This window comes from Pseudoxanthomonas sp. 22568 (genome assembly GCF_052044485.1).
GTDB lineage: Bacteria > Pseudomonadota > Gammaproteobacteria > Xanthomonadales > Xanthomonadaceae > Pseudoxanthomonas_A > Pseudoxanthomonas_A beigongshangi.
Genome location: NZ_JBQENC010000009.1, coordinates 166,713 through 180,309, shown reverse-complemented (window position 1 = coordinate 180,309; position 13,597 = coordinate 166,713). Strand labels below are relative to the sequence as shown.

Sequence of the window (13,597 nt, the reverse complement as noted above, 5' to 3'; positions counted from 1 at the left end):
ATACCGGAGTCTCCACCCCCATGAACCAACCGCCTCCCGCCCGCGGACCCGTCGCCACCTTCTTCGTTGGCGCCTGGAACGTGGTGAATTTCGCCCGCAAGCTGTTCCTGAACGTGCTGTTCTTCGGCTTCCTGCTGTTCCTGATCATGTTCATGATCCTGCTGGCCGGCATCAGTTCGAGCAGTGCGGTCAAGCCGGTGATCGATCGCACCACCCTGGTGGTCGCGCCGGAAGGACGCCTGGTCGAGCAATACAGCACCGACCCGGCGACCCGCGCGCTGGCCAAGCTGCTCAACGACAAGGACGCCGAGGAAATCCAGCTGCGTGATCTCGTGCGCGCGATTGACGCGGCGGGCGAGGACAAGAAGATCGAGCGCATGATGCTGCGCGTGGACAAGCTGCAGCCGACCGGTTACGCCTCGCTGCGTGAAGTCGCCGCGGCGCTGGAGCGCTTCCGCGCCTCGGGCAAGCAGATCGTGGCGTTCGGCGAGAACCTGGGCCAGCACCAGTACCTGCTGGCGGCGCAGGCCAACGAGGTCTATCTGGATCCGATGGGCGGCCTGTTGCTGGAAGGCCTCGGCCGCTATCGCCAGTATTTCCGCCAGGCCCTGCAGGAAAAGCTGGGCGTGGACGTGCACGTGTTCCGGGTCGGCGAGTTCAAGTCCGCGGTCGAGCCCTATGTGCTGGACGCCGCCTCGCCGGAATCCAAGGAAGCGGATCTGTTCTGGATGAACGACGTGTGGCAGCGCTACCTGGGCGACGTCGCCAAGGCACGCAAGCTGACGCCGCAGCAATTGGCCGCGGGCATCGATACGCTGCCGGAAGGCATCGCCGCCGCCGGTGGCGATCTGGCCAAGTTCGCCCTCCAGCAGAAGCTGGTGGATGGCCTGAAGACCCGCGAGGACGTTGAGAACCTGCTGATCGAACGCGGCGTGGCCGACGAGGATTCGGACACCGGTTTCCGCCAGGTCACCCTGGAGGGCTACCTCGCCCATCTGGACACGCAGCGCGCGGCCACGCTGGACAAGCGGCCGCAGATCGCGGTGGTGGTGGCCGAAGGCGAAATCACCGACGGCGAACAGCCGGCCGGCCGCATCGGTGGCGAATCGACCTCCGCGTTGCTGCGCGAAGCGCGTGACGACGAGGACGTGAAAGCGGTGGTGCTGCGCGTGGATTCCCCGGGTGGCGGCGTGTTCGCTTCCGAGCAGATCCGCCGCGAGGTGGCCGCGCTGAAGGCCGCCGGCAAGCCGGTGGTGGTGTCGATGGGCGATCTGGCCGCCTCCGGCGGTTACTGGATCTCGATGAACGCCGATCGCATCTATGCCGACCCGTCGACGATCACCGGCTCCATCGGCATCTTCGGCATGATTCCGACCGTGCCGCGCACGCTGGAGAAGATCGGCGTGCACACCGATGGCGTGGGCACCACGCGCTTCGCCGGCGCGTTCGACATCACCCGTCCGCTGGATCCGGCCGTCGGCCAGGTGATCCAGTCGATCATCAACAAGGGCTACGCGGATTTCACCGGCAAGGTCGCCGACGCGCGCAAGAAGCCGGTCGAGGCGGTGGACGAAGTCGCCCGCGGCCGCGTCTGGAGCGGTGCGCAGGCCAAGGAGCGCGGCCTGGTCGACGAACTCGGCGGCATGCAGGCGGCAACCGACTACGCCGCGCAACTGGCCAAGCTTGGTGGCGCCGACAAGTACCGCGTTCGCTACATCGAGCAGAACGCTTCGCCGTTTGCCCAGTTCATGGGCCGGATGGCCGGAAGCCGCATCGGTGCGTTGTGGCTGAAGGATTCCGACATCGCCCGCGCGATGCTGGCGCAGCGCCTGCCGGAAGCCAACACGCAGTTGCGATTCGTCGAGGAAGCCCTGCAGGACCGCCAGGGCGGCGCGCCGGTCAAGGCGCTGGCGTACTGCTTCTGCGGATTCTGATCACGCGACGCGCGCCAGTGGCGGCAAAAAAAAGAGCCCTCCGCAAGGAGGGCTTTTTTGTGGCTTTGCTTTGCCTCCCCCTTCTCCGAAGGGGGACTGAGGGGGATTTGCTCTTCCACGCAAAAGCAAGCCCTCCCCACGCCGCATGGCGGGTCAATCCCCCGGTCGCCCGCGGCGCCCACTCCCTTCTGCGAAGGGGGTATTCGTGGAGTCGTTCCGCAAGCGCGCGGAGGTTTTTTGTCGCCGGTCTGCCGCCAGCCGATATGGTTTGCGCAGGGTTACTGCTGCTTGGCCGCGTCGATCGCGGCGCGCTGGTCGTCGGCAGCCTTGCGGGCGGCTTCCTCCACCGCCTTGGCCTTGTCGATGGGGGCCTGGAGGGCGTCGCGCAGGTGGGCGGCGCTCGCGGCCTGGGGTTCCGGTGGGCGCTCGGTCGGCGGTGGCGCCGGTCGGCAGGCGCACAATGAAAGGAGCAGCAGGCAGGCGATCGGGCGCGTTTTCATGCAATGCCCCTCCGGTATGGCTGGCGGTATGCTACCCCCATTCGAACGGAGTGGCGCATGGCATCCCATCGTTGGCGATTGGACGGGCAGATTGCATTGATCACCGGCGCCAGCGCCGGCATCGGCCTGGCAATCGCGCGCGAGTTGCTGGGGTTCGGCGCGGACGTGATGCTGGTGGCCCGTGACGAGGATCTGCTGGACGCTGCGCGCGACGATCTGGCCGAGGAATTTCCCGAGCGCGAAGTGGCGACAATGGCCGCCGACGTGGCCGACGACGAGGAGCGGCGCGCGATCCTCGACTGGGTAGAGGATCATGCCGACGGCCTCAATCTGCTGATCAACAACGCCGGCGGCAATGTCACCAAGGCGGCGGTGGACTATACCGAGGACGAGTGGCGCGGCATCTTCGAGACCAATCTGTTCTCCGCATTCGAACTCTCGCGCTACGCCCATCCGCTGCTGACCCGCCACGCCAGTTCCGCCATCGTCAACGTCGGCAGCGTGTCCGGCATCACCGCCGTGCGCAGCGGCGCGCCCTACGGCATGACCAAGGCCGCGCTGCACCAGATGACCCGCAACCTGGCCGCCGAATGGGCCGAGGACGGTGTGCGGGTCAACGCGGTGGCGCCGTGGTACATCCGCACCCGTCGCACGTCGGGGCCGCTTTCCGACGCGGATTACTACGAGGAAGTGATCGCGCGCACGCCGATGCGCCGGATCGGCGAGCCCGAGGAGGTCGCCGCGGCGGTGGGATTCCTGTGCCTGCCGGCGGCCAGCTACGTGACCGGCGAATGCATTGCCGTGGACGGGGGCTTTCTTCGCTACGGATTCTGAGCCGATGCCCACCCGGACGTGGTTGCTGCCGCTCTAGTTGCTGCTGCCGCGTGTTCAGCCGCCGCAGGTGCTCTCGGCCAGGATGCGCTGCACGCGCTCGAACTCGGCCTTGTTCTTCTCGCTGGTTTCCGTGCGGGTGAATCGCCAGGCCACTTCGGCTTCGTCGCGGCGCTTCTTCCACGCTTCGCACAAGCCTTCGTCGGGAACCCGGGCGCAGGTGTCCCGCACCACTTCGCAGGCCTGGCCCGCGCCGCCCTGCGGATTGCCATCCAGCCCGATGGTCTGCAGCGGCTCGCAGCGCGAGGCGGGCTCGCTGTCCTCGGTCAGGTAGCCGCCGCCGTCGCGGGTGGTGCAGCGGAACAGATTGGGGGGCGGCAGGTGCGCGGCCGTCGCGACCGGTGTGGATTCGGCTGGCGCCGTCGCTGCCGCCGGGACCGCGGGTTCGGGCGCAGCGGCGGGCGTCGCCGGTGGGGCGGCGGCGGGCGTGGATGCCGCCGGTGCCATCGGTACGGTCGCCAGCGCCGGCATCCGCTTGACCTGCTGCCGGCTGCCCTTGGGGCAGGGCATGTTCTGCACGGTGAGCGCGCCGGCGGCATCGGTGCACCGATAGATCACCACTTCGTCCGCATGCGCGGCCGGGGCCGCCAGGAGCATCAGCCAGGCGAGACGGTAGGACATCAGGGATTCCCGCAATCGTTGGCCATGCGCGCATCGATGCCACGCTGTTCCAGATCCAGCGTGCGTCGCTCGCTGGGCATCGCGCTGCCGTAGCGGCGCAGGATTTCATAGCGGCGATCGGACAGCCGCGCGCAGACTTCCGCCTGCGGCAATTCGTGGCATTGGTCGCGAACCCAGATACCGCCCGCCGGCACGATGACGTTGCCGGGCCCATGCCCGGGAGGACGCGGTGTCGGAGGCAGCGGCGTGGGATTTCCGCTCTGGAACGAGATGTTGCCGCCGTTGCCGATCGGGATGTGCCCGGAGATGCTGCCGCCATGCGGACGGGGCCAGGCCGGATAGGGATAGCCACCCGCCCAGTAGGGCACGAAGCGCGGACGGCCTTCGCCATCGTCGCTGGTATAGCGCTCGCCGTCCGGGGTGATGCATTCGTACATCGCGCGCGGCGGATTCCGGTAGACGATGCGCTCGGTGGGCGCCGGCACCGGCGTCGCGGGCGTGATGCTGGGCACCGNCCGGCGCCGGATCACGTGGCCGCTGCATGCTGCGGGTCTGTTGGGTCTCGCCGGGCAGGCAGGGAGAATCCCGCAGCGCCACCTGTCCCTGCTTGCCGACGCAGCGGTAGATCGTCACTTCCTGCGCGGCGGCGATCCCGCCCACCGGAGCGAGCGGGAAAAGCAGGCAGGCGGCCAGGACGATGCGCATGCCCGCATCTTGCGCGCGAACGGCGGCAGGGACAATGCGGATGGATTCAGGCCCGGAACTGCGCGCCGGTGCGGGCATCGCGGATCGAGGAGGGACGATCCAGTCCGCCGGTTTCGCCTTCGCTGACGCCGTCCAGGCGCTCGAGCAGCGCGGGGTCCAGACCCGCGCGATCGCGCGGTGCCGGTTGTCCGCTCAGGTTGGCGCTGGTGGAGACCAGCGGGCCGCCGAAGCCCCGGCACAGCGCGATGACCGTGGGATGGGCCGTGACCCTGACGGCGATGCCGTCATGCTCGCCGGTAAGCCAGCGCGGCACCCGTGCGTTCGCCGGCATCACCCAGGTGTGCGGACCCGGCCAACTGGCCAGCACCTCGGCCAGCCGATCGGTCGGCAGCGCGTCCAGATCCAGGCAGGCGCGAAGCTGTTCCAGATCGGCGGCGATCAGGATCAACCCTTTCTCGACCGGACGCTCCTTGATCGCCAGCAGGCGCCGCACGGCGGTTTCATCGAACGGATCGCAGCCCACGCCCCAGACGGCTTCGGTCGGATAGGCGATCACGCCGCCGTGCTGGAGCCATTCCACGGCGGCGGACAAGGGCAGGGGATCGTTCATGGCGCGATTCTGCCACGGCAGGCCCGCGTGTCCACCGCGCCCCGCGGGGCGCGGCTTGAGGCAGCGAATCAGAACGGCGCGTCGTCGCTCTGCTTCTTGGCGACCCGCTTCTTGCCGGGTTCCACCTTGGCCGGGGTCAGCAGCGACTTGGCCGGTTCGGTGACGGTCACGGCGGCCTTCTTCGCGGTGGTCTTCTTGGTCGCAGCCTTTTTCGTTGCCGTCTTCTTGGCGGCGGTTTTCTTGGCAGCAGTCTTCTTCGGCGCGGCTTCCTTCTTCACCGCGGCCTTCTTGGCGGTGGCCTTCTTGGCGCCGAAACCGCGCCGCGCGGGCTTGCCGGTTTCCTCCAGCAGCTGCTGCACTTCGGCCAGGGTCAGCGAGGCGGGCTCGCGATCCTTGGGAATCTTGCCGTTAAGCTTGCCGTCGCTGATGTACGGACCAAAGCGGCCGTTCAGCACCTGGATGTCGCTGCCGTCGAATTCCTTGATGATGCGGTTGCGGGCGATTTCTTCCTTTTCGTTGATCAGGAAGACCGCGCGGGCCAGATCGATCGTGTACGGATCGTCTTCCTTCTTCAGCGAGGCGTAGGTGCTGCCGCGCTTGGCGAACGGACCGAAGCGGCCGATGCCGACGCTGACTTCCTCGCCGTTGTCCTGGCCCAGCTTGCGCGGCAGCTTGAACAGCTCGATCGCTTCGTCCAGGGTGATGGTGTGCATCGACTGGCCCGGACGCAGCGAGGCGAATTCGAGCTTCTCGTCGGTGTCCTTGTCGCCGATCTGGGCGTAGGGCCCGAACCGGCCCAGGCGCACGCTGACCGGCTTGCCGGACTTGGGATCGGTACCGAGTTCGCGCGCGCCCGTGGCCTCGCTGCGATCGACCGATTCCTTCTTCTCCTCGATCAGTTCCTTGAACGGGCCCCAGAACTTCTCCATCAGCGGGACCCATTCCTCCTCGCCGCGAGAGACCGCGTCCAGCTCGTCCTCGAGCCGGGCGGTGAAGTCGTAGTCCACGTATTGGGTGAAGTGGCCGCTGAGGAACTTGGAGACCGCGCGGCCCACGTCGGTGGGCTTGAAGGCGCGACCTTCCATCTCGGTGTACTTGCGGAACAGCAGGGTCTGGATGATCGAAGCGTAGGTGGAGGGACGGCCGATGCCGTATTCCTCCAGCGCCTTGACCAGCGCGGCTTCGGTGAAGCGCGGCGGTGGCTGGGTGAAATGCTGGTCGGCGTGGATGCGATCCAGCGGCACCCGGTCGCCCGGTTTCATCGGCGGCAGCTTGCGGCCTTCGTCGTCGTCTTCCGCGCCCTTCTGGTCCTTGCCTTCCTCGTACACGGCTAGGAAGCCGGGATCGATCACGGTGGTGCCGCTGGCGCGGAAGCTGTGCTCGCTGCCCGCGGCCAGGTCGACGCTGACGGTGTTGAGCGTGGCCGGCACCATCTGGCAGGCCACCGCGCGCTTCCAGATCAGTTCGTAGAGCTTGCGCTCGTCGTCGCTGAGGAAGCGCGCCACCTGCGCCGGGGTGCGCAGTGCCGAGGTCGGGCGCACGGCTTCGTGCGCTTCCTGCGCGTTCTTGGACTTGGTCTGGTAGGTGTTGGGCTTGTCCGGCAGCGCCTGGGTGCCGTAGTCGCGGGCGATGACGTCGCGGATCTCGTTCAGCGCCTCGACCGACAGGCTGACCGAGTCGGTACGCATGTAGCTGATCAGGCCGACCGTGCCTTCCTCGCCGATCGCCACGCCTTCATACAGCTTCTGCGCGACCTGCATGGTCTTGCGGGTGGTGAAGCCCAGCTTGCGCGCGGCTTCCTGCTGCAGGGTGGAGGTGGTGAACGGCGGCGCGGGCCGGCGCTTGCGTTCCTTGCTGGTCACGTCGGTGACATGCAGCGAACCCTGCGCGGCCTGCTGGATGCGCATGCGCGCGGCTTCGGCGGTGTCGCCGTCGGTGACCGTGAACTGCTCGAACTTCTGGCCGTCCAGGCGGGTGAGCTTGGCGGTGAAGGACTGGCGCGGGTGCGCGCATTCGGCCTCGATGGACCAGTACTCGCGGGCGATGAAGGCTTCGATCTCTTCCTCGCGCTCGACGATCATGCGCAGCGCGGGCGACTGCACGCGGCCGGCGGACAGCCCGCGCTGGACCTTGCGCCACAGCACCGGCGACAGGTTGAAGCCGACCAGGTAGTCCAGCGCGCGGCGCGCCTGCTGGGCATCGACCAGTTCGTTGGCGATCTGGCGCGGCTGGTTCATCGCCTCGCGGATGGCCCGCGGGGTGATTTCGGTGAATACCACCCGGTGCAGCGGCTTGTCCTTGAGCAGGCCGCGCTCCTTCAGGATCTCCGCGATGTGCCAGCTGATCGCCTCGCCCTCGCGATCCGGGTCGGTCGCCAGATAGATGTCTTCGGCCGCCTTGGCCGCCTTGGCGATCGCATCGACGTGCTTCTCGTTCTTGTCGATGAGGTCGTAGCGCATCGCGAAGCCGTTGTCCGGGTCCACCGCCCCTTCCTTCGGCACCAGGTCGCGCACGTGACCGTAGGACGCCAGGACGTGGAAGTCCTTGCCGAGGTATTTGTTGATCGTCTTGGCCTTGGCCGGCGATTCGACGATGAGGAGGTGCTTGGACATGTCCTTCCGATGGGCGGTGGGGGCGGCGCGTGGCCGGCAAGGGTGGCGCAAAAGCGGGCGGCAGAGAAGCCGACGCCCGGAGCCGTGGCCCCGGGCGTTCAGGTTTCGCTATTTACTAGTGGAATCATGCCCGGGCACGGCTGTCAACCCTGAACGGGTTCCGTGAAGCCCGTCACTTTCCGAAAACGCCTCCCATGGCGGCGACCAGCACACCGGCCGCCAGCAGGAACAGCAGGGACAGCAGCCCCCCCAGGACGAGGACGATCCAGGTGACCACGCCGAGCTTCGGCTGCTGGCGCTCCGGATAGTGGGTGTAGGCCCACTTGTCCACCACCAGCGTGCCGCAGATCAGGTCGTGCAGGGCCTGCTTGCGGCCGGTGAAGGCCGCCATCAGGTAGCCCGCCATGAGCAGCAGCGTGCTGACGAAGGTCGCGAAGAACCGGCCGATGGCGCGCCAGAAGCTGATCGGCCCGCCCTGCGTGTCCACCACCTTGATGCCGATCGCCATCTTGCCGGGCGTGGCCTGGTGGGGAGAGGCATGGAACCAGGCGAAATAGCCGGCCATCACCACGATCTGCACCAGGTAGGACGCGACCTGCAGCACCACGACAAGCAATGGCTGGGTCGCGCCGGCCATGACCAGCGGCAGCATCGCGAGCCCGGTCACGGTGCTGATCACCGTGGTGATGATGGTCAGCAGGAAGCTGTCGATGACATAGGCCGCCGTGCGTTTCCAGAAACCGGCATAGACGACCTCGCCGCCCTGCACGACCTGGGATACGAGCCCGACCGCGGCCTCGGGCGCGGCATACGGGGACGCGTCCGTTTCAGGCGTGGTGTCCGGGGGCGGGAACGACGCAGTATCGGTAATGGCCCCGGCCGTCGACCCGTCCTTTTCTTCCGCGACGTCTTCCGCGACCACCGGCGATTGCCGGAAACGCGCGCCGGTGTCCAGGCCCAGTTCCCGGGCGAAATCGCCGGCCGCCTGCCATTGCGACAGGCCGTCGCGCCAGATCAGGGTGGCGTGGGAAATCCGTCCGCCGGCCAGCAGATCCCGCAGCATCGCGGCATCCACCGGACCCTGCGGCTGCCGCGCCTCGTCCGCGTAGTACCAGTGCTTCATCGCCCGCCGGGATTACTGATTGCCGCCGGCGATGGCGGCCATGCCCATGGCGAACACGAAGAAGCCGATGTAGGCGACGAAGAACAGGCCCGCCAGCACGATGATCGTCCAGGTCACCGCGCCCAGGTCGCGGCGCTGCCGTTCCGGATGGGCGGTGAAGGCCCAGCGGTCCACGACCAGGGTATCGGCGATCATGTCGTGCAGGGCCTGCTTGCGCTCGGTCAGGCCGACGGTGAATGCCGATATCAGCGTCGTGACGCCGCAGCTGACCAGATTGAGGAAGAAGTACGCGCACCAGCGACCGAAGCTGCGGCCCAGGGTGAGCGCCTGGCCATCGGTGCGCGCCACCTTGATGCCGACCGCGAGCTTGCCCAGGGTCGCCTGCGACGCGGACGCGTGCATCCAGGTGAAATAGACCGCCTGGGCGAGGATCGGCAGCACGTAGAACGCCAGGATGAAGGTCACCCCGAAGGTGCCGCGCATCATGTCGTTGGCGAATGCCTGCGGATTCAGCGCGGCCGCTCCGCCGGTGAGCATGAGGCCAACCAGAGCGACCACCAGGGTCACCACCATCATCACCATGCCGTCGATGAAGGAAGCGGCGAAACGCTTCCAGAAACCGGCCATCACCACCTGGCCGGCGAACACCGGCGCGGACTGCAGCGGAACGTGCGCGGCCGGTGCCGCGTACGGCGAAGCCGGCTCGTTGACCACGGTGGCAATGGCGGGCGCGGCGGCCGGAATCGCCAGGCCCAGTTCCGCGGCCATCTCGCCCAGCGGGCGCCAGCCGTCCATACCTTCGCGCCAGACCAGCGCATCCGGCGTGATTTCGCCGCGCTGGAAACGCGTGCCCAGTTCTTCCGCGCTGATCGGACCCTGGCGCTGCTCGCCGATGGCGAAAAACCAACTGCTCATTTTTTGTACTGCTCCTGTTGCTGTTGCTTGTTCAACCGAACCGCTGCGTGGTCGCGGCCAGGCCGATGACGAAGAAAATCAGGACCACGCCCGCCACGATGACCAGACCATACAGGCCCAGCACCACGATCGCGACCAGACCCAGCTCGCTGCGCTGGCGCTCCGGCTCGGTGGTGTAGGCCCATTTGTCGACCACCACGGTGTCGCAGATGATGTCGTGCAGCGATTGCTTGCGCGCGGTGAACGCGGCCATCAGATAGCCGATGAAGAGCGTCAGCGTGCTGAGGATGGTGGCGAAGAAGCGTGCCAGCGCGCGCAGGAACGAGATCGGTTCGCCATGGCTGCGCACCACCTTGATGCCAATCGCCATCTTGCCCGGCGTGGCGTAGTTGAAGGTGGAATGGAACCAGGCGAAGTAGAGCGCGTTGAGGGCGAGCGTGCTGAGCGAGGTGGTGATCGCCGTGGCCAATTCGCCGCCGCCGGCGAGATCGCTGAGGATCACGCCGAACAGTTCACCGCACAGGCCCACCACCAGCGACAGGATGAAGCCGTCGATGATCGTCGCGGCCGCGCGCTTCCAGAATCCGGCGTAGACGACGTTCTGGTCGGCGACGAAGGAGGGCTGCGCCTGCAGCGGCGCGCGTGCGGCCAGGTACGGGTTGCGGGAGGCAGCGGTCTCGCCGGTGCCCGCCGCGGCCATGCGCTCGATGATCTCCGGACGCTCGTACACCGGCGTGGGCGAAGGATCGCTGCCGAGATTGAACACCGCGCGGCTACCCACCGGTGCGGCCGATGGTGCCGGCATCCGTTCGGGCGGCGCGGTGACGGCGGCTGCGACCTCTTCGGCTTCCACGCGTGCGATCGTCGGCGACGCGGGAACCGTCGGCGGCGCCGGAGGCGCGAACGCGGCGGGCGACGCGGGTGAGGCATCGAACGGTGCCCGCGGCATCTCCAGCAGGCCGAGCTGCTGGGCCAGGTCCGCCAATGGTCGCCACTGCATCATTCCGTCGCGCCAGACCAGCGTGTCCAGTGCGATCCGTTCGCTGTGGAAGTGCTGTTTCAGTTCATCCGTGGACAACGGGCCGAGCGGTTGCCGCTCGGCCCCGGCGTAATACCAAGTGGACATGCTGGTTTCCCCAAACCGTTGCGCTGCGAACGTTACCGCAAGCGCTCGTCAACGCCTAGATGGGCGACCGCCGCGGGGCGGGATCGCCGGCATGCGGCACATCAGCCGCGGCACCGCTCCGGCAGCAGCGGGTCCTCGATGTCCGAGGTGCAGCCCCAGCTGCGGGACTGGCCGTCGTAGAAAATCCAGATGGCGTGGTCGTCCATGCGCGAATTGCCGGTGCCGCGGACGCGCACCTCCACCCCGCACGTGCCGTCGTCGAACTCGCCGACGAGAATGCCGGCGACATGCGGGGATGCGTAGGCGGCTTCCGGTTGGAAGCCGTCGGCGTCGTTGTCGGGGCAGCGGCCTTCGGCCAGATGGCGTTCAATCAGCGGCTTCAGCGCGTCGCCCGCGGCGATCGGTTCCATCAGCTTGGCGCGCGAGGTGTATTGCTGGTACGCGGGTATGGCGATCGCCGCCAGGATGCCGAGGATGGCCAGCATGGGAATGATCGCCGCCAGGCAGATGATCAGGATGATCGTGCCGCGGCTCATCCCTCGCGGTGCGGGCGTGATTGCCGGAGCGCCCGGGCGCGGGCTGGCGTGGCCCGGCGCGCCGGGAAGCGGCGGCGGCATCGGCGCGGTGGCCGACGCGGTGGCGTCCAGGCCCAGCTCGGCGGCCACGCTGCGCAAGGGTTGCCATTGCGCCATGCCCTCGCGCCAGACCTGGGAATCCAGCATCAACTGGCCCCGCCGGAAGCAGGCCGCCAGTTCCTCCGTGGTCAGTGGTCCAACGTTCCGCCCCGGTCCTTCCGCGTAATACCACTGGGCCATGCTTTCCCCCGAAAGCAGGTTGAAGTCGGCTCAGTGTACCGGTTCAGGTTCGTCCACGAACATCTGCGTTTCCATCCACGCGTAGGCCGCTTCCGAGCCGGGCTGGTTGAACAGCACCATCAGCACGACCCACTTCAGGTCGTCCAGATCCAGCTCGTCCTGGTCCAGCGCCATCGCCCGATCCAGCACCAGTTCGCGCTGATCGGCATCGAGGATGCCGTGCTGTTCCAGGAACATCAGGAAGCCGCGGCCTTCCACGTCGAGCTTTTCCAGCTCCGGACCATGGAAGATGCGGGTCGGGCCGCCCACGCGCGGTTGCGGCGCGCCGGGCCGCTGATCGGCCAGGGCGTCGAGCCAGTCGAAAGCCTTGTTGATTTCGGCGGGGCTGAAACCGGCCTGGATCAGGCCGTTCTGGAGAGAGTCGCGATCACGGACGGGGTCCGCGTCCTCGGTGAAATAGTGTTCAAACAGGTACAGCAGTACATCCAGGATGCTCTCTTTCATTGCCCCTCGGCCTGCGCACGGTGGCGCTGTGGAGGAAAGAAACTAGCCTTTGCGGCAGTAACGGCCGTGTTCGACCGATACGCGCCCATCCAGTTCCATGGCGAGCAGCATGGAGGACAGGGCGGCGGTCGTCAATCCGGTCCGGTCCACCAGTTGATCCATACCCGTTGGGTCGTGACCAAGCGCGCGCCACAACTTCTGGTAGTCGGGGTCCCGGCCGCCGCCGGCCGGAAGCGACCGTTCGGGAGGGGTCTGTTCAGGTTCGCCGAGCTGTTCGCGCAGGATCCGGACCGTCCCGGCCAATTGCGGGGCGAGGGCGTCCAGCAGTTCGTCCCCGCGTTCGACCAGGCCGGCGCCGTCGCGGATCAGGCGGTGGCAGCCGCGCGCCAGCGGATTGTGGATGGAACCGGGCACGGCGAACACGTCACGGCCGCTGTCCGCCGCCTGGCGAGCGGTGATCAGTGCGCCGGATCGCTCGGCGGCCTCGATCACCAGCGTGGCCAGCGACAGGCCGGCGATGATCCGGTTGCGGCGGGGGAAGTGGCTGGGATGCGCGCTGGTGCCGGGGGGATGCTCGCTGACCACCGCGCCGTGCGCGGCGATGCGATCCCGCAATGGCGCGTGCCGGCGCGGATATGCCTGTTCCGGACCGGTGCCCAGGACTGCGACGGTGGTCCCTTCGACCTGGCCCAGGGCGCTCTCGTGCGCGGCGGCGTCGATGCCGGCGGCCATGCCGCTGACCACCACGACCCCCGCCCTGGCCAGCGCGGCGGCGAACGCCGCGGCGTTGTCGCGTCCGCCGGCGGTCGGCGAGCGGCTGCCGACCACCGCCACCGAGGGACGCCACAGCAGTGCCGGATCGCCATCGACGAACAGCGCCAGCGGCGGATGCGGGCAATGGCGCAGCAGCGGCGGATAGTCGCCCGAATCCCAGCCGATCAGGTGATGGCGGGGCGAAGCAGCCAGCCACTCCCGGGCGATTGCCAGTCCTGCAGCGGCCGGCGCCGCGAAGGCGCTGACCTGGCCATCGTCCAGTCCGGCCGCCCGCCATCCGCGCGGCCCGGCCGCGAATGCGGCGCCGGGGCTGCCATGGCGTTCCAGCAGGCGGCGGCGGGCGGCGCTGCCGCCGCCGGCCAGGGTCAGGCGCAACAGGGCCTCGGAGTCGTCTTCGTGGCGGGACATGAGGCCAGCCTAGTGCGGAGACGACGACGGCGCCCTCGGGCGCCGTCGCGGTGTTGCGT

13 protein-coding genes are annotated in these 13,597 nt (G+C 68.0%); 2 read left to right on the top strand and 11 right to left on the bottom strand.

Annotated features, from left to right (window positions below):
• Positions 1–20 precede the first annotated feature (20 nt).
• Complete coding sequence (sppA, locus tag ACTJI2_RS13215) at positions 21–1,934, top strand: signal peptide peptidase SppA (RefSeq protein WP_440842390.1); 1,914 nt, start codon at positions 21–23, stop codon at positions 1,932–1,934.
• Between the two features lie 278 nt (positions 1,935–2,212).
• Here the strand turns inward: sppA and ACTJI2_RS13210 are convergent, their stop codons facing one another.
• Positions 2,213–2,434, bottom strand: a complete 222-nt coding sequence (locus ACTJI2_RS13210; protein ID WP_192199501.1) for a hypothetical protein — start codon at positions 2,432–2,434, stop codon at positions 2,213–2,215.
• Positions 2,435–2,491: 57 nt separating this feature from the next.
• Between ACTJI2_RS13210 and ACTJI2_RS13205 the strand changes: the two genes are divergently transcribed.
• Positions 2,492–3,268 (top strand): SDR family oxidoreductase, encoded by a 777-nt coding sequence (locus tag ACTJI2_RS13205; RefSeq protein WP_440842389.1) that lies wholly within the window; start codon positions 2,492–2,494, stop codon positions 3,266–3,268.
• 54 nt (positions 3,269–3,322) lie between these two features.
• On the opposite strand, the gene ACTJI2_RS13200 is transcribed toward ACTJI2_RS13205, so the two are convergent.
• From ACTJI2_RS13200 to dprA, 10 genes are all read right to left on the bottom strand, one after another.
• On the bottom strand, positions 3,323–3,946 hold the full coding sequence (locus ACTJI2_RS13200; RefSeq protein WP_203323400.1) for a DUF4124 domain-containing protein: 624 nt from the start codon (positions 3,944–3,946) through the stop codon (positions 3,323–3,325).
• A complete protein-coding gene (locus tag ACTJI2_RS13195) occupies positions 3,946–4,458 on the bottom strand; it encodes a hypothetical protein (RefSeq protein WP_440842388.1) in 513 nt (170 codons plus the stop codon). The genes ACTJI2_RS13200 and ACTJI2_RS13195 overlap by 1 nt, the downstream gene beginning before the upstream one ends.
• 239 nt (positions 4,459–4,697) lie before the next feature.
• On the bottom strand, positions 4,698–5,261 hold the full coding sequence (locus ACTJI2_RS13190) for a Sua5/YciO/YrdC/YwlC family protein (protein WP_183639555.1): 564 nt from the start codon (positions 5,259–5,261) through the stop codon (positions 4,698–4,700).
• Positions 5,262–5,329: 68 nt separating this feature from the next.
• On the bottom strand, positions 5,330–7,873 hold the full coding sequence (locus ACTJI2_RS13185; protein WP_440842387.1) for a DNA topoisomerase I: 2,544 nt from the start codon (positions 7,871–7,873) through the stop codon (positions 5,330–5,332).
• Between the two features lie 172 nt (positions 7,874–8,045).
• Entirely contained in the window at positions 8,046–8,996 is a 951-nt protein-coding gene (locus ACTJI2_RS13180) for an RDD family protein (protein WP_440842386.1), read from the bottom strand.
• 12 nt (positions 8,997–9,008) lie between these two features.
• Positions 9,009–9,911: an RDD family protein gene (locus ACTJI2_RS13175; protein WP_440842384.1), complete on the bottom strand. Its 903-nt coding sequence runs from the start codon at positions 9,909–9,911 to the stop codon at positions 9,009–9,011.
• Positions 9,912–9,942: 31 nt separating this feature from the next.
• Positions 9,943–11,037, bottom strand: coding sequence for an RDD family protein (locus ACTJI2_RS13170; RefSeq protein WP_440842383.1), 1,095 nt, complete (start codon positions 11,035–11,037; stop codon positions 9,943–9,945).
• Between the two features lie 101 nt (positions 11,038–11,138).
• On the bottom strand, positions 11,139–11,852 hold the full coding sequence (locus tag ACTJI2_RS13165; RefSeq protein ID WP_440842382.1) for a GYF domain-containing protein: 714 nt from the start codon (positions 11,850–11,852) through the stop codon (positions 11,139–11,141).
• A 30-nt stretch (positions 11,853–11,882) separates the two neighbouring features.
• Positions 11,883–12,356, bottom strand: coding sequence for a DUF494 family protein (locus ACTJI2_RS13160; protein ID WP_141455174.1), 474 nt, complete (start codon positions 12,354–12,356; stop codon positions 11,883–11,885).
• Positions 12,357–12,398: 42 nt separating this feature from the next.
• Positions 12,399–13,538, bottom strand: coding sequence for a DNA-processing protein DprA (dprA, locus tag ACTJI2_RS13155; protein ID WP_440842381.1), 1,140 nt, complete (start codon positions 13,536–13,538; stop codon positions 12,399–12,401).
• Positions 13,539–13,597 lie beyond the last annotated feature (59 nt).